Here is a 23,034-nt window from a genome sequence, read left to right on the forward strand (position 1 = left end):
ACGCCTGACCGCGGCGAGCCGACGTGATGGGCTGCGTACGGCGCACCGGGCGGCGAGATGACCGCTGCTCGTCTGCGCCCATGGTGGCGACCAACCGGGCCCGTCCGAAATACTGGCGAGTAGGGTTCGGGCAACAGTTTCGAGGGAGGCCGATCGTGCAGAGTGTCCGGCGGGTCGCGGTCATCGGGGGCAACCGCATCCCCTTCGCCCGGTCCAACTCGCGCTACGCGCACGCGTCGAACGCCGACATGCTCGGCGCCGCGCTCGACGGGCTGGTCGCCCGGTTCGGGCTGGCCGGCGAGCGGGTCGGCGAGGTCGTGGCCGGCGCGGTGCTCAAGCACTCCCGCGACTTCAACCTCACCCGCGAGGTGGTGCTCGGCTCCCGGCTCGACCCGCACACCCCCGCGTACGACATCCAGCAGGCCTGCGGCACCGGGCTGGAGGCCGCCATCCTGGTCGCCAACAAGATCGCCCTCGGGCAGATCGAGGTCGGCATCGCCGGTGGCGTCGACACCACCTCGGACGCGCCGCTCGCCGTCAACGAGGACATGCGGCGCACCCTGATCCAGCTCAACTCGGCCCGCACGCTCGGCGAACGGCTCAAGATCGCCGCGAAGCTGCGCCCGCACCAGCCGTTCAAGCCGGACATCCCGCGCAACGCCGAACCCCGTACCGGGCTGTCGATGGGTGAGCACGCGGCCCGGACCGCGCTGCGCTGGAACGTCGACCGCACCGCGCAGGACGAACTTGCGCTGCGCTCGCACCAGCGGCTCGCCGCCGCGTACGACAAGGGGTTCTTCGACGACCTGATGACCCCGTACCTGGGGCTCACCCGCGACCAGAACCTGCGGCCGGACACCAGCCTGGAGAAGCTCGGCTCGCTCAAGCCGGTCTTCGGCGCCTCCGGCGCGGACGCCGAGCGGGCCACCATGACCGCCGGCAACTCCTCGCCGCTCACCGACGGGGCGTCCACCGTGCTGCTCGCCTCCGAGGAGTGGGCCAAGGCGCACAACCTGCCGGTGCTGGCCTGGTTCTCCTGGTCCGAGGCCGCCGCCGTCGACTTCGTGCACGGCGACGAGGGCCTGCTGATGGCCCCCGCGTACGCCGTGCCCCGGATGCTGGCCCGGGCCGGGCTGAGCCTCCAGGACTTCGACTTCTACGAGATCCACGAGGCGTTCGCCTCGCAGGTGCTGGCCACGCTGGCCGCCTGGGAGTCGCCGGAGTTCTGCAAGGAGCGCCTCGGCCTGGACGCCCCGCTCGGCTCGATCGACCGGGACAAGCTCAACGTCAACGGCTCGTCGCTGGCGGCCGGGCACCCGTTCGCCGCCACCGGCGGCCGGATCGTCGCCACGCTGGCCAAGCTGCTGGATCAGAAGGGGAGCGGGCGCGGCCTGATCTCCATCTGCGCGGCCGGCGGGCAGGGCGTGACCGCGATCCTGGAGCGCTGACGGGCGACGCCCGCCCGGCGAGCAGCCGGGCGGGCGTCGGGTGTCGAGGACGGCTCAGCCGCCGACCGTGAACTTCTCCCAGAGACCGATGGTGGTCCGGTTGGCGATGAGCGGGTTGGTGCCGACGTTGTCGGCGCTGACGTACCTGCTGTTGATCGTCGCCTTGAGGCTGGTGGTGCCGTCCGCGTTGCGGGTCACGGTGAACTTCTCCCACGCGCCGGCGCTCGTGCGGTTGGCGATGAGCGGGTTGAGGCCGACGTTGTCCGCGCAGACGAAGCGGCTGTTGGCGTGCGAGAAGACACCCACCTGCCCGGAACCGAGATCCGCGAGGTCGAACGTCTCCCAGGGGCCGGCGGTGTCGCGGTTGGCGATCAGCGGCTTCGCGCCGGCGCTCTCCGCGCTGACGTACTTGCCGTTGACGGCGGCCTTGAGCGTGCGGTTCGAGTCGGCGACGTTCACCCGGTAGAACTTCTCCCGGGTGTTGATGGTGGAGGCGACAGCGGTGAGTGCGGTGCTCGACGAGACACCGACGTAGCCGCCGTTCTCCCCTCGCAGACTGACCGTGCCGTCGGCGTTGCGGAGCAGCTCGAACGTCGAGTTCGAGGCCACCGTGGGGAAGAGCGGCTTGATCGCGTCGCCGTTGTTGCTCAGATATTTACCGGTGGCACGGGAGAAGAGGGCGATCCGCCCGTTGCCCGCGTCCATCAGGTCGAACTGGCCGCCCGCACCCATCGTGGCCTGGTCGGCCTGCACGTCGGATCCGGCGGTGGGCGCGTTCGCGAAGCGCAGGTTGTGCAGCGACAGCAGACCGATCGACCCGGTACGCGGCAGCACGCTGACCAGCAGGCCGAGCGAGCCGCCGACGCGGCCGTCGCTGCCGGAGACCTTCACCGAGACGGTGAACGTGCCGGTCCGCGTGTAGGTGCGGGAGGCGACCGGCTTGTCCTGGGTCACCACGGTGCCGTCACCGAAGTCGAACACGTACGTGGTCAGGGGGACGTAACCGGGAGTCGACGCGGACGCGTCGAGCGTGACCGAGGAGGTGTCCGGGTCGTACCTGATGTCGAGGACGGCCTGCGGAGTGCCGAGGAGTTCGGTCGGTCCCCGGTCGGCCCACGGGACCGGGCCCGCGCCGGTGTTCGGCACCGCCGGGTTGTCCGCCCGGCCCGCTCCGGTGCGGTCCGTGGCCGGGTAGCCGGGCGCGGCCGAGTTCGCTGAGTCCTCCCGGACAGCGGCCCCGCTGCCCTCCCTGTCGTGAGCGGCCTGCCCGGACACCGTCCGGAAGCGGGCCAGATCCATCGTGGTGCCGTTCCAGGAGTAGCTCGACGCGCTCGGGACGAATGTCTGAGCGGTGTTGTTGTAGTCCACGGTCACCCGCTTGCCGGAATCGTCGTACAGCTCCAGCACCGGCTTGTCGGAGCAGGTCGTAGCGACGTTGCTGACCAGGACGTTGTTCTGCACCGACGCGCCCGCCGACGAGCCGTCGACGCGGACGGCCCCCGAACAGCGGCCCTGGACCTCGTTGTTGCTGATCGCCGTCCGGGCGGCCCCGTTGTTGTGGATCCCGATGCCGTCACCTTCGGACACCTGGTTGTTGACGACCTCGGTGTCGGCGGCGTCGGGGCCGACCAGGACGGCCGCGCCGTCGAAGCCCGAGATGGTGCTGCTCGACACCTGGTTTCCCGGCCCGTCGACCCGGGCACCCGTGCCGGGCCCGACGTCGGCGCCGAGCCTGCCCCCGGACAGCACCAGGGACCGGAGGGCGACGCCGGTCGTCGCGGCGTCGAGGACGATGCCGTTGCCCGGTGTGGTGATCGTCGTCTGCGACAGGGTCGACCGGGTGACCCCGGCGAACCGGACGACGGGCGTGGCGGACCTGCCCGACATGGCGTACCACCCGCCCTGCACAGTGATTCCGCTGGAGTCCCGCAGATCGAGGCCGGGCACGTCGGCGAGTGCGGTCATCCACAGGTCGCGGAGCACGACGTCGTGCTGCCCGTCGACCAGCACCCCGGCCTCCGGCCCGCTGATGCGGCCGTTGCTGCCGGCGGTGTTCCGGATGGTGATCGGCTGGTCGGGCGTGCCGGAGCGGGCGAGCGTCACGCGCTCGGCGTACGTGCCCGCGCCGATGTCGACTGTCTGCCCGGCGTCGACCCGGGCCACCGCCGGACCGATCGAGCAGAACGGAGCGGCCTGGGTGCCGGGCCCGGTGTCGGAGCACGCGGCCGAGTTCTGCCGGACGTAGAGCGTCGTCGCGTCGGCTGCCTGGGCCGGTGTGGCCAGGGGCAGCAGGGAGCCGCCGGCCAGTGCGGCTACGGTCAGCCCGGCCAGGGACGGTCTGCGCATCTGGATCCCCCATGAAGAAGAGAACGGTCCGGATCGATCCGGACCGGACGATCGTCGCGTGAGCCGCCCGGCGCGGCTGTCCCGCCCGACATGTCGGAACGGCCGGATCACGATCAGCGGCGGGGATCGGTGACGGTCGCCGGCAACCCGTCCGGTGCTCCGTTCCGTCCCCTGGGTATGAGGCGAACGAGGGGCGGCACTCCGTGACCGGGCGTGACGAGGAGTTCCGCGACTACGTGACCGCCCGGCTGGAGCCGCTGCGCCGGACGGCGTACCTGCTCTGCCGGGACTGGCACACGGCGGACGACCTGGTGTCGATCACGTTGAGCAAGCTCTACCGCAACTGGCGGCGAGCGCTCGGCGCGGACAACCTCGACGCGTACGTCCGGGGGATGCTCACCAACGCGTGGCTGGACGAGCGGCGCCGGCCGTGGCGGCGGGAGCGCAGCACCGACGATGTGCCGGACCGGGTGGACCTGGCAGCCGGGGAGCCGGCGGTCGGTGAGCGGGAGATGCTGCTGGAGATGCTGGGCCGGCTCGCGCCGCGGCGACGGGCGGTCGTGGTGCTCCGCTTCTACTGCGACCTGTCAGTCGAGGAGACCGCGCGAATTCTCGGCGTCAGCACCGGCACCGTGAAGAGTCAGGCCGCCCGTGCGCTGGAGACGCTGCGGCTGCTCGCCTCGCACCATTCGGCAGTGGAGAGCGGGAGGCAGAGATGACGTACCGGCAGATCTTCGACGAGGCGATCGGTGACGCGCCGCCGACGGCGGTGGACGTGGACGCCCTGGTGGCGCGGGAGGGCCGGCGTCGGCGGCTGCGGGTGGGGACGTACGCCTCGGCGACGGCGGTGCTGGCACTGGCACTCGGCGCCGGCGTGGTCGTGCAGCCGGGTGCTTCAGGTGGTCCGGCGCCCGCCTACTCGGCCGCGTCCGCCACCGCCCGGACCCAGCCGGAGCGCCTGCGGTCGGCGATGCTGGCCGCGCTCGACCGGGAGGCCGCGGACCTGCGGTGGGTACGGGGCGCCGATCCGGTCACCGACCACAAGACCTGGAACGGCCCGCTCACCGACGACCCTCAGTGGTCGGTGAAACCGTTCCGGTGGGAGTCCATGACCGGCTGGTTCGGGGTGGGTGTCGCTGCCCGGGGCACCGTTCGGTCCTACCTGGCGGTCAACGTCGGGCGGCCGCTTCCGGGTCGGGCGATCGGCCCGGACGAGTGCAGGGAGGGCATGATCGATTGCCGGTCCTTCACCGGGCCCAACGGCGAGCGGGTGCTGACGTACGACGTGGAGGGCTACCGTGCGCCACCCGCGTCGCCACGGCAGCGGGTCGCCGTCCGGTACGCGCACGTCGAACGGACCGACGGCACCCAGGTGACAGTGCAGGCGCACTCGTCGAGCGACCGGCACCTGCTGACGGCCGAGGAGATGGCCGCGGTCGCGCTGGACCCGGAGATCCGGCTGGGCTGACGGCGCCCCCGGTCCGGCCTGCCCACAGGCCGGACCGGGTACCGGCGTCGCCGGAGCCGGCCCGGGCGTCATGAAAGACTGAGGTACGTGACGACGATCCCGAACGTGCTCGCCAACCGGTACGCCTCGCCCGAACTGGTCGCTCTCTGGTCGCCGGAGGAGAAGGTCCGGATGGAGCGCCGGCTCTGGCTGGCGGTGCTCAAGGCCCAGCGTGATCTCGGCGTGCCGGTGCCGGACGGGGTGGTCGAGGCGTACGAGCGGGTGGTCGACCAGGTCGACCTGGCCTCGATCGCGGCCCGGGAGCGGGTCACCCGGCACGACGTGAAGGCCCGGATCGAGGAGTTCAGCGCGCTCGCCGGGCACGAGCACGTGCACAAGGGGATGACCTCCCGCGACCTCACCGAGAACGTCGAGCAGCTCCAGATCCGGGCCTCGCTGGAGCTGATCCGGGACCGGGTGGTCGCCACGCTGACCCGGCTGGGCTGGCACGCGGGCGAGTACTCGGCGCTGGTGATGACCGGCCGGTCGCACAACGTCGCCGCGCAGGCCACCACGCTGGGCAAGCGCTTCGCGTCGGCGGCGGAGGAGCTGCTGATCGCGTACGAGCGGCTGGAGGACCTGATCGGCTGGTTCCCGCTGCGCGGGATCAAGGGGCCGGTGGGCACCGCCGCCGACCAGCTCGACCTGTTCGACGGCGACGCCGGCAAGGTGGCCGAGCTGGAGCGCCGGGTGGCCGAGCACCTGGGGTTCAGCCGGGTGCTGGACAGCGTCGGCCAGGTCTACCCGCGCTCGATCGACATGGCTGTCGTCGCCGCGCTGGCCCAGGTGGCCGCCGCGCCGTCGTCGCTGGCCACCACGATCCGGCTGATGGTCGGTCAGGAACTGGTCACCGAGGGCTTCAAGCCGGGCCAGGTCGGTTCCAGCGCGATGCCGCACAAGATGAACACGCGCTCGTCGGAGCGGGTGAACGGCTTCGCGGTGATCATCAGGGGTTACCTGTCGATGGTCGGCGAGCTGGCCGGTGACCAGTGGAACGAGGGTGACGTCTCCTGCTCGGTGGTGCGCCGGGTCGCGCTGCCCGACGCGTTCTTCGCCGCCGACGGGCTGTTCCAGACGTTCCTCACCGTGCTGGACGAGTTCGGCCCGTACCCGGCGGTGATCAACCGGGAGCTGGAGCGCTTCCTGCCGTTCCTCGCCACCACGAAGATCCTGGTGGCGGCCGTACGCCGGGGTGTGGGCCGGGAGGTCGCGCACGAGGTGATCAAGGAGCACGCGGTCGCCGTGGCGCTGGCCATGCGGGAGAAGGGCGCGCCCGAGAACGACCTGTTCGACCGGCTGGCCGCCGACGGCCGGCTGGGCCTGACCCGGGCCGAGATCGACACCCTGGTGGCCGACCGCAACGCCTTCGCCGGCGCCGCCACCGACCAGGTCGCCCGGGTGACCGCAAGAATCACCAAGGTCGTCGAGTCCCACCCCCAGGCCGCCGCCTACTCCCCACCCCCCATCCTCTGACCTGTTCTGGTCGATCATGAGGTTGGCGGCACTCAGGGAGATCGTTCCTGCCGTCAACTTCATGATCGACCCGGTGAAGGCGGCAGGCAGCGTTGGTCAGGGGCCGGTGGGGGTCTCGGCTGCGGAGCTCAGGTTGGGGGCGCTGGCCGGTTCGGCGATGCCGCCCGGGGCGGAGGCGATCTCCGGGTCGTGGGCGGTCTCGGCCGCGATCGCCGGCTGGTCCGGCGGCATGACGTCCGGCATCTTCGGCGCGACGATCACCGCCGTGCCGTACGCGCAGATCTCCATCCACATCTCGCCGCAGTCGCGGCTGTCGAAGCGCATGCCGATCACCGCGTTCGCGCCCAGGCGGCGCGCCTCCTCGCCGAGGCGCGCCACCGAGTCGGTACGCCACCGCGTCAGGTTGTCCGGCGCCAACGGGTCGTAGGCGCCACCGCGCAGGTTCTTGACCCCCTCGCGGTACGGGTTGCGGGTCCTCGCCATCGAGGAGACCACTTCGCCGAGGATCTGGCGGATCTCGTAGCCGGGCAGTTGATCCGTCGTCACGACCAGCACGCTTCCGATGCTGTCAGTCCCCGGCCGGGTGGTTCGCGAGCCGTGTTCAGCTGACCGGATGCTGAAAAACGGCGCGGCGCGGACGGTCGGGTCGCACCCGGCCGATCCGCGCCGCATCGGCATCAACCGTCAGACACCGGCCGTCGAGGTGATCCAGGACCGGTTGTACGCGACACTGCCGTAGTTCTGGATGCTCTGGCCGTCGGCGGTGGAGGCGACGCCGACCTGCCGGCCGTTGTAGAACTGCGGGCCGCCCGAGTCGCCCCGCCACGCGTTGCCGTTGATCCGGGTGCTCCGGATCGCCTGGCCGCCGTACGCGTCGGTGGCGCTGTTGCTGGTCACCTGGACGCTGGCGGTCTTGAGCTGCGACGACGCGCTGCAGCCGCTGTAGCAGGTCATGCCCCAGCCGTAGATGGTGTTCGTCGAGCCGACCGGCGGGTTGCTGCTCGCCAGCGACACGGCGGAGGTGCTGACCGTGCTGGACAGGCGCAGCAGGGCCAGGTCGTAGCGGGTGTAGGAGGCGCTCACGGTGCGGGTGACGCCGCCGGAGGCGCGGTAGACGCTGCCGACCCGGACCGACATGGTGCCGCTGACGCAGTGCCGGGCGGTGAGCACCCACTGGGGCGCGATCACGCTGCCGGAGCAGGTGAACGAGCCGTTGCTGAACACGGCGGCGGCCCACGGGGCGGACGAGACGGTGCCGCCACCGATGATCGGCTGCGGGCCGGCCGGCGCGGCGGTGGCGCCGGAGGCGGTGGCCAGGACGCCGGCCAGCGCGGTGGTCAGCACGGCGAGCAGGGGACGGAGGCGCATGTCGGGGCTCCTTCTGCGCGGACGCCCGGGGGTGCCGGGCGGGGGGTGACACCCGCCGGATGGGGTGGGCCGGCGAGGGACGTCGATCTAACTCATCGACGTCTGACGATGCATGCTACGGCCGCGCTGCCCTCTGTCACAAGATGCGGATCGAATCAGGCCGATGGCGTGACGCGCGCCGCGTGCCCCGCGGGCCCGCTGTCGGATACCGGTCCAAGGTGGGGTGTTTCGCGGCAGAATGCCTGCTGGGAGGCGTTGCTGAGGGGTGCCCACGAGCACGGAGCGCAACGAATTCGCATCGACGCCGCAACGAACGGGCAACGGTGTCCGTCCGGCGCCGCCGGCGGGGCCGATCGGTGCCGGAACTGCCCCCGGCCGGTGCGGGCCGGGCGGTATCTGCCAGGTAGGCTGGCTGCGCTCGCCCGATTGTTGGGCCGGCACCCAACTGCGTACACAGTCAGGAGTGCCCAGTGCCTCGCGTCGTAGTCGACGTCATGCTCAAGCCCGAGATCCTCGATCCGCAGGGCCAGGCCGTCGCAAACGCGCTGCCCCGCCTCGGCGTCAGTGACGTCGCCTCGGTTCGGATCGGCAGGCGGATCGAGATCGAGTTCACCGGCGAACCGGACCTGGACCGGGCCCGGGAGATCGCCGACAAGCTGCTGGCCAACCCGGTCATCGAGGACTTCACCGTCCGCGTGGTCACCGCCGACGAGACCGCGGGCGCGCAGTCGTGACCGCCCGGGTCGGTGTGGTCACCTTCCCCGGCTCCCTCGACGACGGGGACGCGGCCCGGGCCGTACGGATCGCCGGCGCCGAGGCGGTCCGGCTCTGGCACGGCGACCCGGACCTGCACGGGGTGGACGCGGTCGTCCTGCCCGGTGGCTTCTCCTACGGCGACTACCTGCGCTGCGGCGCCATCGCCCGGTTCGCCCCGGTGATGGAGACGATCGTCCAGGCCGCGCGTGGTGGCCTGCCGGTGCTCGGCATCTGCAACGGCTTCCAGATCCTCTGCGAGGCGCACCTGCTGCCCGGCGCGCTCACCCGCAACCAGCACCTGCACTTCCGCAACCGGGACCAGGTCCTGCGGATCGAGAGCACCGGCACCGCCTGGACGAACGCGTTCCAGCCGGGCCAGGAGGTGCTCGTCCCGGTCAAGAACGGCGAGGGCTGCTACGTCGCCGACACCGCGACGCTCGATCGGCTGGAGGGCGAGGGCCGCGTCGTCGCCCGCTACGTCGGCGGCAACCCCAACGGATCGCAGCGCGACATCGCCGCGATCACCAACGAGGCCGGCAACGTCGTCGGCATCATGCCGCACCCCGAGCACGCGGTGGAGGCGCTCACCGGCCCCTCCCTGGACGGCCTCGGCTTCTTCACCTCGGTGCTCAAGCATCTGGTGGGAGCGCCGGCGTGATGGTGGCCGGGAACATCGGTCGGCCCATCCGCCGCACCGGCGGCGAGCGCAGCAAGGAGACGTCATGACCACCCATCCGGACCCGGCCCTGCGCGAGCCGCAGGGCGTGGTGCCGCAGGCCGGCCCGACCGACGACTGGGCGCTGGGCGTGGACACCGTTCCCCGGGCCGCCGACTCGCCGGAGGAGCTTCAGCCGTACGCCGAGCTGGGCCTCCGCGACGACGAGTACGACCGGATCCGGCACATCCTCGGCCGCCGGCCCACCCAGGCCGAGCTGGCCATGTACTCGATCATGTGGAGCGAGCACTGCTCCTACAAGTCGAGCAAGGTGCACCTGCGCCAGTTCGGCGAGAAGGCGCCCCCGAGTGACCGGCTGCTCGCCGGCATCGGCGAGAACGCCGGCGTGGTCCGGGTCTCCGACGAGCTGGCGGTGACCTTCAAGGTCGAGTCGCACAACCACCCGAGCTTCGTCGAGCCGTACCAGGGCGCGGCGACCGGCGTCGGCGGCATCGTCCGCGACATCCTCGCCATGGGCGCCCGCCCGGTCGCCGTGATGGACCCGCTGCGCTTCGGCGCGGCCGACCACCCGGACACCGCCCGGGTGCTGCCCGGCGTGGTCGCCGGCGTCGGCGGCTACGGCAACTGCCTGGGCCTGCCCAACATCGGCGGCGAGGTCGTCTTCGACCCCTGCTACCAGGGCAACCCTCTGGTCAACGCGCTCTGCCTGGGCGTGCTGCCGGTCGACCGGCTCCAGAAGAAGGACGCCACCGGCCCTGGCAACATCGTGGTGCTGATGGGTGCCAAGACCGGCCGTGACGGCATCGGCGGCGTGTCGGTGCTCGCCAGCGCCACCTTCGACGAGGGCAGCGAGCAGCGCCGCCCGTCCGTGCAGGTGGGCGACCCCTTCATGGAGAAGCTGCTCATCGAGGCGTGCCTGGAGCTGTACGACGCCGAACTGGTCGTCGGCATCCAGGACCTCGGCGGCGCCGGCCTGACCTGCGCGCTCACCGAGACCGCCGCCTCCGCCGGCACCGGCATGCGGGTCTGGCTGGAGCGGGTGCCGCTGCGCGAGCCGTCGATGGAGCCGCACGAGATCCTGGCCAGCGAGTCCCAGGAGCGGATGCTGCTGGTCGTCTCGCCGGACAAGCTCGACGCGGTGCTCAAGACCGCCGAGAAGTGGGGCGTCTGGGCCACCGCCATCGGCGAGGTCACCGCGCCGTCGGCGGACGGCCAGCCGGGCCGGCTGATCATCACCTGGCGCGACCAGCTCGTGGTGGACGTGCCGCCGGGCTCGCTCGTCGACGACGGCCCGGTGTACGCCCGGCCGATGCGCGAGCCGGCCGACCTGATCCTGCTCCAGGCCGACCGCGCCGAGACGCTGCCCCGGCCGAGCACCCCGGAGGCGCTCCGGGAGACCGTGCTGCGCATGATCGCGTCGCCGAACCTGGCCGACAAGACCTGGGTCACCGAGCAGTACGACAGGTACGTGCTCGGCAACACCGTGCTCGCCCAGCCGGAGGACTCCGGCGTGATCCGGATCGACGAGCGCAGCGGCCTCGGTGTCGCGCTCTCCGTCGACGGCAACGGCCGGTACGCCCGCCTCGACCCGTACCACGGGACGAAGCTGGCGCTGGCCGAGGCGTACCGGAACGTGGCGGTGACCGGCGCGAAGCCGATCGCGGTGACCAACTGCCTGAACTTCGGCTCGCCGGAGGACCCGGGCGTCATGTGGCAGTTCGCCGAGGCCGTGCGCGGCCTGGCGGACGGCTGCCTGGAGCTGGGCATCCCGGTGACCGGCGGCAACGTCAGCTTCTACAACCAGACCGGCGCCGCGGCCATCCACCCCACCCCGGTGGTCGGCGTGCTGGGCGTGCTGGACGACGTCGCCGACCGGGTGCCGATGGGCTTCGTGCCGCGTCCGGCCGGCGACCACGACCAGCTGTTCCTGCTGGGTGAGACGCACGTCGAGCTGTCCGGCTCGGAGTGGGCCTGGGTGACCCACGAGCACCTGGGCGGCATCCCGCCGCAGGTCGACCTGGCCCGCGAGCGGCAGCTCGCCGAGCTGCTGGCCGAGGCGGCCCGGGTCGGGCACCTCAGCTCCGCGCACGACCTGTCCGACGGCGGCCTGGCGCAGAGCCTGGTCGAGTCGGCCCTGCGCCGCGGCGTGGGCGCCCGGGTCGTGGTGCCGGAGCACTTCGCCGGTGGCTCGATGCCGTTCGTCTTCCTGTTCAGCGAGTCCGCCGGCCGCGTGCTGGTGTCGGTGCCCCGCGGCCACGAGAAGGCGTTCACCGCCCTCTGCGCCGAGCGCGGCGTGCCGTGGGAGTTCATCGGCGTCACCGACCCGGCCTCCGGCGCGCTGGAGGTGCACGGCCAGTTCCGGATCGGCCTGGACGAGCTGCGCGAGGCGCACACCGGTACGCTCCCGCGCCTGTTCGGCGCGGCCGAGGCGGCCCGGGTGGAGGTCGAGGCGACCCGTACCGGGACGACCACTGTGCTTCCGGCCACGGCCGAGCAGCCGGTCGGCGTGGACCCGGCCGCTGTCGACGCCGAGCCGATCGCCAAGGCCGGCCGGGACACCCCGCCGGCCGACGCCGAGTCGTCCGCGCCCGTCGCCGCGGCGGAGTCCGAGTCGCCCGCTGCGGCGTCCGACGAGGCGACGCCGGCCGACGGTACGGCGGCAGTCGACGGAACCCCGGCCCAGGACGAGTCGGCGGCTGCCGACGGGTCCGACGGTCCGGCTTCCGGTGAGCCGGCGCCGGGTCAGCGCTGAGGCGCTGGCCTTGGCCGTCTTCACCCAACCCGGCTCAGGTGCCCGGTTCGACTGGGGACTGACCGGGGCGGCGGAACTCGGCCGGGTCTGTGCCGCCCTGGTGGTGGTGGACGTGCTGTCGTTCACCACCGCCGTGGAGGTGGCGGTGAGCCGTGGCATGCGGGTGCACCCGTTCCCGTGGGGCGAGCAGGCCGCCGACTACGCCCGCCGGGTGGGTGCCGTGGCCGCTGTGGGCCGCCGGAAGACGACGGCGGAGCACCAGTGGTCGCTGTCCCCGGCGGCGCTGCGGGCCGCGCCGGTCGTCGCCGACCTGGTGCTGCCGTCACCGAACGGTTCGGCGATCAGCGCCGCCGCGAGCGCCACCGGACTGCCGGTGGTCGCGGCGTGCCTGCGTAACGCACCCGCCGTCGGGCGCTGGCTGCGCGCCGAGGGGTACGGCTCGAAGGACGCGCCGGTGGGCGTGGTGGCGGCCGGGGAGCGCTGGCCCGACGGGTCACTCCGGCCGTGCGTGGAGGACCAGCTCGGTGCGGCGTGCGTGCTAGACGCGCTCGCCGGGGTGCCCGGCGGGCTCTCGGTGGAGGCCGCGATGGCGCTCGCCGCGCTGGCGAGCACGCCGGACGTGCCGGCGGCCGTCCGGGGATGCGTCTCCGGGCGGGAGCTCGCCGAGGGCGGCTTCGCCGAGGACGTCGCGGTCGCGACCGAGGTCGGTGTCTCCGACGTGGTGCCGGTGCTCCGCCAGGGCTACTTCGCCCCCGCCTGAGCGCCGCTTCCGCTCCCGTCCTGCGGGGTTCGCTGACGACTGTGGCCGCCCGCTGTTCGCGGGCGGCCACAGTTCTCACATCTGGTGGCTGTCAGTCGTCCAGCCAGTCGAGGCGTCGTCCGCCACGGTCCGCCTGCCCGTCCGGGCGCGCGCGACCCGCCTGCGCCGGGTCGTTCGGGTAGGCGTTGTCGTAGCCGCCCCCGCGCTGCTGCGGCGGCTCCTGGCCGTAGCCGCCCTGCTGGCCGTAACCGCCCTGCGGGGCCTGGCCGTAGCCGTCGCCGTACCCGCCGCCCTGCTGACCGTAGCCACCGGACTGGTGGCCGCCGTCGTAACCGCCACCGGCGTTGCCGTAGCCGCCGGCCGGGTCGCCGTAACCGCCCGGCTGGCGGCCACTGTCGTACCCGCCGGTCGCGCCGCTGTCGTAGCCACCCGCGCCCTTGTCGTAGCCACCCGCGGGGGCGTCGCCGTATCCACCCTGCTGACGGCCACTGTCGTAGCCGGCCGGGGCGTCGCCGTAGCCACCCGTGGGGGCGCTGTCGTAGCCGCCGGTCGCGCCGTCGCCGTACCCGCCGCCCGCCGCGCGACCGCCGCCGTAGGCCGGGGCGTCTCCGTATCCGCCGGTCGGGTTGTCGCCGTAGCCACCGCCCGCGGCGTTGCCGTAGGCGCCGGCGGGCTCGCCGTACCCGCCCTGCTGACGGGTGCTGTCGTAGCCGCCGGTCGCGCCGCTGTCGTAGCCGCCCGACGCGGCGCCGTAGCCACCGCCCGCGCCGTAACCGTCGCCCTGCTCCGGGCCACGGCCGTACGGGGCCGCGCCGGCCTGGTCGTAGCCGCCGCGGTCCTGCTCCGGCTGGTAGGTGCTGGTCGGGTACGGGTCGGCGGCCGGCGCGTACTGCGTGCTGTCACCGGTGTAGCGGCCGGTGGGCTCGTCGAAGCGCTCGTTGCCGTAGCCGGCGCCCTGGGCCGCGTAACCGGCCGCGCCGGCCGCGGCACCTGCCGCGTAGTCCGGGCTGCCGTAGCCGGCACCGGAGGAGGGGCCGTTGCCGTAGCCGCCGCCCGAGGAGGGCGCGTTGCCGTAGCCGCCCGCGCCGCCGTAACCGCCCTGGCCCGGTGCGTCGTCGCCGTAGCCGTAGCCGCCCTGGCCACCGGCGCCGTACGCCGGGCCGGGAGGTGCGCCGTACGGGTCCGGCGGGACGTCGTCCACGACCGGCCGCTGGAGCATGGTGGGGGCGTCGCTGATCGAGGGGCCGCCGACCATCGTCGGGGACGGCCCGGCGCCCATGCCGTTGACGACCCGGGTCTGGTCGTCGGTCCCGTGGTAGGCGCCCCGGGCGCCCGGGATCGCACCGCCCGCGCCGGGGCCACCCGGACCGGTCGGGCCACCCGGGCCGTCACCGTAACCGTCGTCGCCCTCGTTCTTGCGGCGCATGTAGAGCAGCACGATGGTGCCCACGCCGGCGGCGACGAACAGGCCGCCGAGCAGGATGAGCAGCCAGGAGCCGAAGCCGCCGGAGTCCTCGTTCGCGGCCGGCTGCTGCGCGGCGGGCGCCTCGGCCGACGGGGTGTCGGTCGCCTCCTCGTCGAGCGGCTCTTCGGACGGCGGGGCGGACTCACTCGCCGACGGGCTGGCGCTCGGACTGGCTGAGGCTCTCAACTGGATGCTGAGCCGGACGCCGGTCACCGACTGGCCGGCGTTCGCGTTGATCGACCGGGCGACGGGCGAGGCGCCGCCGGTGGAGGCGCCGAGGTCGATCCGGCCGGGCGCGATCGGGTTGGACCCGGAGCCGCTGAAGCTGAAGTTGCCGTTGCCGCTGGTGTTGGTGCGGCGTTCCTTGCCCGCGCTGTCGCGGAGCATGACGAGGGCGCCGGAGATCGGCTCGCCGTCGGCGTTGACCACCTTGCCGGACACCGTCTTGACGGTCTGCGGCTGCTGCGGCGCTTCTGGACCGTTCACCGTCATGTTGCGCGAGTCGCCACCCTGGTCTCCGCCGGCTCGTGCGGAAACCCGGACCTGCCCGGACTTGTTGGCGCCCGGTGCAAGGTTGTCGGCGATCAGCGTGACGTTGAACTCTGCGCTTTCCTGTGCGGGAATGGTCTGCGCTGGCACCCGGCACTGACCCTGACACCTCAGCCCGTCGAATACATCCACGTTGACGCTGAAGACGCTCGTCGTGTTGTTGTTGTTCGTGACGGTGAACTTCATGGGCGTCGATTGACCGCTGGACAAGGCGCCTGTCGGCAGGCTGGTGATCTGCACGCCCGGGTTCTCCGCGAAGGCGGGAGCGGGGACGGTGAGCAGGGCGCCGAAGACCAGCGCTACGACCACACCGGCCCGCTGCTTCCAGGCACGTCGGTGTGTTGACACGTCCACCGCCTTCCGGGTCTGATCTCCCTGCCGGCCACTTGGCCGAGGTTGATCACTCACGGTACGAATAACGCCGTCGGCAACTATGCCTTGTCTGACCGGATTATCTCTACCCAGGGCCGCCGTCGGGCGGCCTTCTGTCGGGTCGTATTGTCCCGCTGTGTCCTCTTCGTACGATTATTCGGAAGCGGTACTCGCCGCACTGGAGGCGCTGGACGAGGGGCGTACGCCCGAACGGCCGGTGCTCCGGGAGGCGGTCCGGGCTCTCTTGGCTGCCCTCGCGGCTCGCGCCCCCGGTCGGTCGGTGGAGGTGCGCGTGCCACCCTACGGTGCGGTCCAGTGCGTGAGTGGTCCACGACACACCCGCGGTACGCCGCCGAACGTGGTGGAGACGGATCCGGAGACCTGGCTGGCGCTCGCCACCGGGCGCCGGGGATGGGCGGAAACGGTCACTGAGGGTCGCGTCCGGGTGTCCGGAAGTCGGGCTGACCTCTCCCCGTACCTCCCTATTTAGGCCTCAAGCAGCGCAAACTCTGCTCACGCTGAGCGGACGCTTCGTGACTGTCGGTATCGACTGCTGGTCGCGTACACTGAGACCCGACGACGGTCCCGGCCCATGCGTGCGGAGCTGACCCCCCGACTCCGCCAGGCCAGTCCAGACCCCACTGCGAGGGAGCGGCAGGTGCCCCGAGGCGATGGCCGGCTGAGCCACGACCTTGACCCCCAGCGACCCGGCCCACAGGACGCGTGCGGCGTCTTCGGCGTCTGGGCGCCGGGTGAAGAGGTCGCCAACCTCACCTACTTCGGGCTCTACGCCCTCCAGCACCGCGGTCAGGAGGCCGCGGGCATCGCGGTGAGCGACGGCTCCGGTGTCGTGGTCTACAAGGACCTCGGCCTGGTCGCCCAGGTGTTCGACGAACCGACGCTGGCGAGCCTGCGCGGGCACGTCGCGATCGGGCACGCGCGCTACTCCACCACCGGCGGTTCGACCTGGGAGAACGCCCAGCCGACCATCCGGGCCACGAGTGCCGGCACCACAATCGCGCTGGCGCACAACGGCAACCTGGTCAACACCGCCGAGTTGCAGCGCGAGGCGGCCGTGCGAGGGCTCGACTCCGACGGCTCGACCAACGACACCTCGCTGGTCACGATGCTGCTGGCGAGCCGGCCCGACCTGTCGGTCGAGGCGGCCGCGCTGGAGGTGCTGCCGCAGCTGCGCGGCGCGTTCAGCTTCGTCTTCATGGACGAGTCGACGCTCTACGCGGCGCGTGACGCGCACGGCGTACGCCCGCTGGTGCTCGGCCGGCTCGAACGCGGCTGGGTGGTGGCGAGCGAGACCGCCGCGCTGGACATCGTCGGCGCGAGCGTGGTCCGCGAGGTCGAGCCGGGCGAGCTGATCGCCATCGACGAGAACGGGCTGCGGTCCAGCCGGTTCGCCTCGCCCGAGCCCAAGGGCTGCCTCTTCGAGTACGTGTACATCGCCCGGCCGGATGCCACCATCGCCGGCCGCAACGTGCACGCCGCGCGGGTGCAGATCGGCCGCCAGCTCGCCAAGGAGCACCCGGTCGAGGCCGACCTGGTGATCCCGGTGCCGGAGTCCGGCACGCCGGCCGCGATCGGCTATGCCGAGGAATCCGGCATCACCTACGGCCAGGGCCTGATGAAGAACCCGTACGTCGGGCGCACGTTCATCCAGCCCTCGCAGACGCTGCGCGCGCTCGGTGTCCGGCTGAAGCTGAACCCGCTGCGGCAGAACGTCCGCGGCAAGCGCCTGGTGGTGGTGGACGACTCGATCGTGCGGGGCACCACCCAGCGGGCGATCGTCCGGCTGCTGCGCGAGGCGGGCGCGCTGGAGGTCCACGTCCGGATCTCCTCGCCGCCGGTGAGCTGGCCCTGCTTCTACGGCATCGACTTCGCCACCCGCGCCGAGCTGCTCGCGAACGGGCTCGACAACGAGGGCATCCGGCGGTCCATCGGCGCCGACTCGCTCGGTTACGTATCGCTGCCCGGCCTCATCGCCGCGACCGAGCAGCCGAAGAGCCGGCTCTGCCGGGCGTGCTTCGATGGGGAGTACCCGATCGAACTGCCGGCCGGGAACCTGATCGGCAAGCACGTGCTCGAAGGAGTGGGACGCCGGGTCGCCGCCGAGGCGGCCGGGCCGACCGGTCCGCTCGTCGCCACACCGACCCACCACCCGTAGCACCACCGACGCGGGTCCGGCCGCTCCGGGCCCGCGGGAACCACAAAGGGGAGAACCGTGACGCACGTGTCCGAGCGCAGCGGCGCAGGATCCAGCCCGACGGGCGCCGGCGGCGACCGCCAGCCCTGGTCGGCGGGGTCCGGCCGGACGCAGCGCAAACGCTCGGTCTCGTACGCCGACGCCGGGGTGTCGATCGAGGCGGGCGACCGCGCGGTCGAGCTGCTCAAGTCCAAGGTCAAGGAGACCCGGCGCCCCGAGGTCATGGGTGACCTGGGCGGCTTCGCCGGCCTGTTCCGGCTGGACACGAAGAAGTACAAGAACCCGATCCTGGCCTCCTCGACCGACGGTGTGGGCACCAAGCTGGTGATCGCCCAGCAGCTCGACATCCACGACACGGTCGGCATCGACCTGGTCGCCATGGTCGTCGACGACCTGGTGGCCTGCGGTGCCGAGCCGCTGTTCCTGCTCGACTACATCGCCACCGGCGAGGTCGTACCGGACAAGGTCGCCGAGATCGGCGCGGGCATCGCGGACGGCTGCCGGTACGCCGGCTGCGCGCTGCTGGGTGGCGAGACCGCCGAGCACCCGGGCGTGCTGCGCCCGGACGAGTACGACATCTCGGCCACCGGCGTCGGCGTGGTGGAGGAGAGCGAGATCCTCAGCCCGGAGCGGGTCGAGGTGGGCGACGTGGTGATCGCGATGCGCTCGTCCGGCCTGCACTCGAACGGCTACTCCCTGGTCCGGCACGTGCTGCTCGGCGCCGGCCGGATGCGGCTGGACGTGGTGATCGACGACTTCGGCCGCCAGCGGACGCTCGGCGAGGAGCTGCTCACCCCGACCAAGATCTACGCGCAGGACTGCCTGAAGCTGATCGCCGAGGCCGAGGTGCGGGCGCTGGCCCACGTCACCGGCGGCGGCATCCCCGGCAACCTGGTCCGGGTGCTGCCTGAGAACGTCGACGCGGTGGTGAACCGCTCCACCTGGAAGCCGCAGCCGATCTTCGACCTGATCCAGTCCAAGGGCCGGATCGAGGACCCGGAGATGGAGGCGACGTTCAACATGGGCGTCGGCATGTTCGCGATCGTCTCCGCCGAGGACGCCGACCGCGCGCTGGCCACCCTGACCGGCCGGGGCGTGGACGCCTGGCAGGCCGGCGAGATCATCGAGGGGTCCGGCAACGTGCAGATGGTCGGGCAGCACACCCGAGGCTGATCACCCTGCGCCGATCGGCCGGGCACGTGATCGGGGGTTCACCCGAGCGGTCGCCGCGGCCTAGCCTGGAGGTTCGGTTTCAGGCAGGCGGGGGAGGTGCTGATGGCTGCGCGCGCGCCCGAAGGGATGCGGGGGATCGCCGCCGTCCCGTCGTACGTGGTGATGCAGCCGACGACGCTGTGCAACCTCGACTGCGCCTACTGCTACCTCCCCTTCCGGGCGGCCGACAGGCGGATGCCGGTGGCCGTCGCCGAGGCGGTGGCGGCGTCGGTGAACCCGTGGGCGGCGGGCGGCCGCTTCTCCGTGGTCTGGCACGGCGGGGAGCCGCTCGCGGCCGGCCGGGAGCACCTGGCCGCGCTGCTGGCGCCGTTCGGGCCCGACGTCGAGCACCACGTGCAGACCAACGCCACGCTGATCGACGACGCCTGGTGCGCGTTCTTCGCCGAGCACCGGGTGCGGGTCAGTGTCAGCGTGGACGGGCCGCGGGCGCGCAACGGCGAGCGGGTCACCCGGGGCGGGCGGCCCGCGTACGACCGGATCGTGGCGGGCGTGGCGGCGCTGCGCCGTCACGGCCTGCCGTTCTCGGCGCTCGCTGTGGTCTCGCGGCCGGAGCCGGGTCTGGCGACCGAGCTGTACGACTACTTCCTCGACCTGGGCTGCGACGTGCTCGGCGTCAACATCGAGGAGACCGAGGGCGTCAACACCCGGACGAACGCCCGCGACGAGGGCGCCGTCACCGGGTTCTGGGCGGAGCTGGTGGCGGCGTGGCGCCGGGATCCGCGGATCCACCTGCGTGAGGTGGAGTGGTCGCTGCGGTACGCGGGCGCGGTCCTGGCCGGCACCGCCGACGACCTGCTGCCCCGCAGCCTCGACCCGATCCCGACGGTCGGGCACGACGGTGCGGTGGTGGTGCTCTCGCCGGAGCTGGCCGGCTTCACCGACGCCCGGTACGGCGACTTCACCAGCGGAAACGTGCTCACCACGCCGCTGCGCGACATCCTCGCCGGCGCGGCCGGCACACCGTGGGTGGGCGAGTTCCTCACCGGTGTGGAGGCGTGCCGGGCGTCCTGCGCGTACTTCGGGTTCTGCGGCGGCGGGCACGCCGCCAACCGTTACTTCGAGCTGGGGCGTTTCGACGGTACGGAGACCGAGCACTGCCGTAACAGCAAGATCCGCCTACTGGAGGGAGTGTTGGAGCATGCCCGAGACCATCAGTGACACCGACCGGGAGGCGGTCGCCGACCGGGTGCGGGACGCCGCTGCGGGGCTTACCGCTCTGCTCCACGAGGCGGAGGCGGCGCGGCTGCTGCGGGCGGAGGTGTCCGGCGGGGACGGCGCCCACGCGGTCTGCGCGTGGAACCACTTCGAGAACATCCCGACGTTCTACAACTGGAACAACCGGCCGCGCTGAGGGACGGTCCGCGATCAAGGACCTGCCGACGCGTCGGAGCGTGCGCCCCGGGGCGGCAGGTCCCTGATCGTCGGTCGTACGCCGGCTCAGCAGAGCACATGCGTGAGCACGCGGGGGTTACCGCGTGCTCAGATGTGACCGGAGGTCAGCGGGTCGGACGAGCCCAGGTGTCCGGGTCGTCGTCCGCGTGGTCCTCGTCATCGTCGTCGACATACTCTTTGTAGTCGTCGTCGAAGTTGTGCTCAGACTTTCCACTACCCGCCAGTTCGCGCTGCAAGGCGGTTAGGTCGGTGTTCGGGGAGTGGTACTTCAACTCCCGGGCCACCTTCGTCTGCTTGGCCTTAGCACGGCCGCGCCCCATGGCTCGACCCCCTCGCACAGAATGCGGGGCAGCCCGAAGGCGGGCCCCGATGACGTCAGGCATCTCTCGTGGCTCTTACGGTACATGGGGATGCCATCGTTCGGCACCTCGGGTCACCGTCGACCGGACCTGCGCGTCGCAGTGGTCCAGCCGTCACAAAGTGTACCGGTAAGGGGTAAGCCCCGGGGCTGGCCGTGACACCGGACATACCGGTACGAACAAGCCCGAGAATCAGCTTAACGCGCGTCGCCTCCGGGGGTGGAGCACCGCCCCGCCCCCGGAGGTGAGCTTCACCGCAGATGGATCGCGCGCAGCCGGCCGACCTCGACCATCCGGCGCTCGGCGAGCCGGTCCGCGGCGACCGCCGGCGGCACGCCCTCGTCGTCGGCGAGCTGGAGGATCTGCCGGGTGGTGTCGAAGATCCGGGTGGCGCGCAGCTTGGCGCGGTCGAAGTTGAAGCCCTCGATCTCGTCGGCCACCTGGATCACCCCACCGGCGTTCACCACGTAGTCCGGCGTGTAGAGGATGCCCCGGTCCGCGAGCACCTTCTCGATGCCCGGGTGGGCGAGCTGGTTGTTCGCCGCTCCGGTGACCACCTTCGCCCGCAGCACCGGCACGGTGTCGTCGTTCAGCGCGCCGCCGAGCGCGCACGGGGCGTACACGTCGATGTCGGAGGCCACCAGCGCCTCGGTGTCGTCGACCAGGGTGACCTGCGGGTGGGTGGTGCGCGCCCACTCCTGGGCGCGCGGGTTGACGTCGGTCGCCACGACCTCGGCGCCGTCGTCGAGCAGGTGGGCGGTCAGGTACTTGCCGACCTTCCCCAGCCCGGCCACGCCCACCCGGCGGCCGGACAGCGTCGGGCTGCCCCAGACGTGCTCGGCGGCGGCCCGCATGCCCTGGAACACGCCCCAGGCGGTGAGGATCGAGGAGTCGCCCGCGCCGCCGTGCTCCACGCTGCGGCCGGTCACGTAGCGGGTCTCCCGGGCGATCACGTCCATATCCGCCACGTAGGTGCCCACGTCGCAGGCGGTGTAGTAGCGGCCGTTCAGCGACTCGACAAAGCGACCGTACGCGCGCAGCAGCGCCTCGCTCTTGATCTGCTCGGGGTCACCCCAGATGACCGCCTTGCCGCCACCGAGGTCGAGGTTCGCCAGGGCGTTCTTGTAGGCCATGCCGCGCGAGAGGTCGAGCACGTCGGCGAGCGCCTCGGCCTCGCTGGCGTACGGGTAGAACCGGGTGCCGCCGAGCGCGGGGCCCAGCGCGGTGGAGTAGATCCCGATGATCGCCTTCAGGCCGGACTGCTTGTCCTGGCAGAACACGACCTGCTCATGCCCTGTGGAGACGGGGTCGTCGGTACTGGCGAATACGCCCATGGCTGACTCCTGTGTCGGTGTGCGCCCTTGTGGGGCGCGGAACCTGGTGGCACGCCGGCGGGATGCTGCCGGTGTCGTCGAGCCTAATATCGGCCCGAACCGTACTGTCGCGCATGTCACGCCACGGGCCCGAGGGCGGCGACGGGCGGTCCCGTCTCGTGGGAGGATCGCGCCGTGCCGTCGCTCTTCGCTTCATACCTGCGCGTGTACGAGCCGCTCACCGCCTTCGACCGGGACCGGCAGTCGTACTGGCGCCGGTACGTCAGCGAGGGCCGCGCCATCGCTCCGCTGGAGGGGCCGGTACGGCAGCGGACCGCGGTGATCGAGGCGCTCGGCGCCGGCTGGACCCGGCTGCCCGACCTGCCAGACGAGGCGTACGTCCTGGAGTCCGACGACGCGCTGCTGGTCTGCCCGTGGAACCTGCGCATCCGGGTCGCCGAGGCCGCGCTGAGCGCCCGCGACGGCGTGCCCTCAGTGCTGGCCGACGCGTTCGTGCCGCCGGTCCTCGCCGGGCAGGCCAAGGCCGTGGTGGAGGACTGGCGCAGCGGCGCCCGGGTGCTGGAGCACGGGGTGCCCCGGGTGCACGAGCAGATCGCCACCTGGGGCGTGCCGCTGCGCTGGTTCGTGCTGTTCGAGGCCGGCGAGCGGCACCTGGTGACCGAGCCGGAGCGGCGTGCGCTGCGCTACCGCACCGAGATCTCCAAGGCGCGCCGCCGGGCGTCGCGGGCGCTGTCGGTGCTGCGCAAGTCGATCGGCGAGGCGCCCATCACCGAGGCCGTCGAGGAGGCGGCCCGGTGGCTGGAGGAGTTCCACCCGCGCTCGGTGGTCGAGCTGGACTACGGCGGCCTGGTGCAACTGCTGCCGGACGAGACGCTCGAAGCCGACGACTCGACCGAGCTGGTGGCCACCGGACTGTCCGGACTGGGCCGGGGCGAGGCCGAGGAGGCGTCCGCCGCGTACGACAAGCTGGTCGCCCGCTGGCGCGCGGTGCAGCTGCTGGAGCGCTGCAACTGACGCCCGGTTTGCCCG

Annotated in this window: 20 protein-coding genes; 14 read left to right on the plus strand and 6 right to left on the minus strand. The window is 72.3% G+C overall.

Annotated features, from left to right (window positions below):
• Positions 1–155 precede the first annotated feature (155 nt).
• Positions 156–1,448, plus strand: coding sequence for an acetyl-CoA C-acetyltransferase (locus tag ACN27D_RS14850; RefSeq protein ID WP_121682931.1), 1,293 nt, complete (start codon positions 156–158; stop codon positions 1,446–1,448).
• Positions 1,449–1,502: 54 nt separating this feature from the next.
• On the opposite strand, the gene ACN27D_RS14855 is transcribed toward ACN27D_RS14850, so the two are convergent.
• Complete coding sequence (locus ACN27D_RS14855) at positions 1,503–3,794, minus strand: PKD domain-containing protein (protein ID WP_421499355.1); 2,292 nt, start codon at positions 3,792–3,794, stop codon at positions 1,503–1,505.
• A gap of 203 nt (positions 3,795–3,997) precedes the next feature.
• On the opposite strand from ACN27D_RS14855, the gene ACN27D_RS14860 reads away from it, so the two are divergent.
• The 3 genes from ACN27D_RS14860 (at position 3,998) to purB (ending at position 6,774) form a co-directional block, all read left to right on the plus strand.
• Positions 3,998–4,513: a SigE family RNA polymerase sigma factor gene (locus tag ACN27D_RS14860; protein WP_357796429.1), complete on the plus strand. Its 516-nt coding sequence runs from the start codon at positions 3,998–4,000 to the stop codon at positions 4,511–4,513.
• Positions 4,510–5,262, plus strand: coding sequence for a hypothetical protein (locus tag ACN27D_RS14865; protein ID WP_421499356.1), 753 nt, complete (start codon positions 4,510–4,512; stop codon positions 5,260–5,262). Before ACN27D_RS14860 ends, ACN27D_RS14865 begins: the two co-directional genes overlap by 4 nt.
• An 87-nt stretch (positions 5,263–5,349) precedes the next feature.
• Positions 5,350–6,774 carry an adenylosuccinate lyase gene (purB, locus tag ACN27D_RS14870; protein ID WP_421499357.1) on the plus strand — a complete coding sequence of 475 codons (1,425 nt, stop codon included), beginning with the start codon at positions 5,350–5,352 and terminating at the stop codon, positions 6,772–6,774.
• 96 nt (positions 6,775–6,870) lie between these two features.
• Here purB and ACN27D_RS14875 read toward each other — a convergent pair whose 3' ends face one another.
• Both ACN27D_RS14875 and ACN27D_RS14880 read right to left on the minus strand, forming a co-directional pair.
• On the minus strand, positions 6,871–7,446 hold the full coding sequence (locus tag ACN27D_RS14875; protein WP_421499358.1) for a YbjQ family protein: 576 nt from the start codon (positions 7,444–7,446) through the stop codon (positions 6,871–6,873).
• Between the two features lie 12 nt (positions 7,447–7,458).
• Positions 7,459–8,142 carry a S1 family peptidase gene (locus ACN27D_RS14880; RefSeq protein WP_120572283.1) on the minus strand — a complete coding sequence of 228 codons (684 nt, stop codon included), beginning with the start codon at positions 8,140–8,142 and terminating at the stop codon, positions 7,459–7,461.
• A 470-nt stretch (positions 8,143–8,612) separates the two neighbouring features.
• On the opposite strand from ACN27D_RS14880, the gene purS reads away from it, so the two are divergent.
• The 4 genes from purS (at position 8,613) to ACN27D_RS14900 (ending at position 13,086) form a co-directional block, all read left to right on the plus strand.
• Positions 8,613–8,876: a phosphoribosylformylglycinamidine synthase subunit PurS gene (purS, locus tag ACN27D_RS14885; protein ID WP_013473439.1), complete on the plus strand. Its 264-nt coding sequence runs from the start codon at positions 8,613–8,615 to the stop codon at positions 8,874–8,876.
• Positions 8,873–9,556 (plus strand): phosphoribosylformylglycinamidine synthase subunit PurQ, encoded by a 684-nt coding sequence (purQ, locus tag ACN27D_RS14890; RefSeq protein WP_120572282.1) that lies wholly within the window; start codon positions 8,873–8,875, stop codon positions 9,554–9,556. The genes purS and purQ overlap by 4 nt, the downstream gene beginning before the upstream one ends.
• 64 nt (positions 9,557–9,620) lie before the next feature.
• On the plus strand, positions 9,621–12,326 hold the full coding sequence (gene purL, locus ACN27D_RS14895) for a phosphoribosylformylglycinamidine synthase subunit PurL (protein ID WP_421499359.1): 2,706 nt from the start codon (positions 9,621–9,623) through the stop codon (positions 12,324–12,326).
• A gap of 10 nt (positions 12,327–12,336) precedes the next feature.
• Positions 12,337–13,086, plus strand: coding sequence for a 2-phosphosulfolactate phosphatase (locus ACN27D_RS14900; protein WP_421499360.1), 750 nt, complete (start codon positions 12,337–12,339; stop codon positions 13,084–13,086).
• A 91-nt stretch (positions 13,087–13,177) separates the two neighbouring features.
• Here ACN27D_RS14900 and ACN27D_RS14905 read toward each other — a convergent pair whose 3' ends face one another.
• The gene (locus ACN27D_RS14905; RefSeq protein ID WP_421499361.1) at positions 13,178–15,448 is read right to left on the minus strand and encodes a carboxypeptidase-like regulatory domain-containing protein; all 2,271 of its coding nucleotides are present in this window, start codon (positions 15,446–15,448) and stop codon (positions 13,178–13,180) included.
• A gap of 160 nt (positions 15,449–15,608) precedes the next feature.
• On the opposite strand from ACN27D_RS14905, the gene ACN27D_RS14910 reads away from it, so the two are divergent.
• The 5 genes from ACN27D_RS14910 (at position 15,609) to amcA (ending at position 20,271) form a co-directional block, all read left to right on the plus strand.
• Positions 15,609–15,962, plus strand: a complete 354-nt coding sequence (locus ACN27D_RS14910; protein WP_421499362.1) for a sterol carrier family protein — start codon at positions 15,609–15,611, stop codon at positions 15,960–15,962.
• 168 nt (positions 15,963–16,130) lie between these two features.
• Positions 16,131–17,648 (plus strand): amidophosphoribosyltransferase, encoded by a 1,518-nt coding sequence (gene purF / locus ACN27D_RS14915; protein ID WP_091414138.1) that lies wholly within the window; start codon positions 16,131–16,133, stop codon positions 17,646–17,648.
• A gap of 57 nt (positions 17,649–17,705) precedes the next feature.
• Positions 17,706–18,860, plus strand: coding sequence for a phosphoribosylformylglycinamidine cyclo-ligase (purM, locus tag ACN27D_RS14920; protein WP_120572279.1), 1,155 nt, complete (start codon positions 17,706–17,708; stop codon positions 18,858–18,860).
• Between the two features lie 126 nt (positions 18,861–18,986).
• Positions 18,987–20,078 carry a cyclophane-forming radical SAM peptide maturase AmcB gene (gene amcB / locus ACN27D_RS14925; RefSeq protein WP_205776150.1) on the plus strand — a complete coding sequence of 364 codons (1,092 nt, stop codon included), beginning with the start codon at positions 18,987–18,989 and terminating at the stop codon, positions 20,076–20,078.
• On the plus strand, positions 20,059–20,271 hold the full coding sequence (amcA, locus tag ACN27D_RS14930; RefSeq protein WP_120572278.1) for a multiple cyclophane-containing RiPP AmcA: 213 nt from the start codon (positions 20,059–20,061) through the stop codon (positions 20,269–20,271). Before amcB ends, amcA begins: the two co-directional genes overlap by 20 nt.
• A gap of 145 nt (positions 20,272–20,416) precedes the next feature.
• Here amcA and ACN27D_RS14935 read toward each other — a convergent pair whose 3' ends face one another.
• On the minus strand, positions 20,417–20,632 hold the full coding sequence (locus tag ACN27D_RS14935; RefSeq protein WP_013283429.1) for a DUF3073 domain-containing protein: 216 nt from the start codon (positions 20,630–20,632) through the stop codon (positions 20,417–20,419).
• Between the two features lie 290 nt (positions 20,633–20,922).
• Positions 20,923–22,005 carry a Glu/Leu/Phe/Val family dehydrogenase gene (locus tag ACN27D_RS14940; protein ID WP_120572277.1) on the minus strand — a complete coding sequence of 361 codons (1,083 nt, stop codon included), beginning with the start codon at positions 22,003–22,005 and terminating at the stop codon, positions 20,923–20,925.
• 174 nt (positions 22,006–22,179) lie between these two features.
• Here ACN27D_RS14940 and ACN27D_RS14945 point away from each other — a divergent pair, with 174 nt between their 5' ends.
• Positions 22,180–23,019 carry a hypothetical protein gene (locus ACN27D_RS14945; RefSeq protein WP_013283431.1) on the plus strand — a complete coding sequence of 280 codons (840 nt, stop codon included), beginning with the start codon at positions 22,180–22,182 and terminating at the stop codon, positions 23,017–23,019.
• The last annotated feature ends 15 nt before the right edge of the window (positions 23,020–23,034 follow it).

The sequence above is a fragment of the Micromonospora sp. WMMD1274 genome, assembly GCF_049179035.1.
Taxonomy (GTDB): domain Bacteria; phylum Actinomycetota; class Actinomycetes; order Mycobacteriales; family Micromonosporaceae; genus Micromonospora; species Micromonospora tulbaghiae.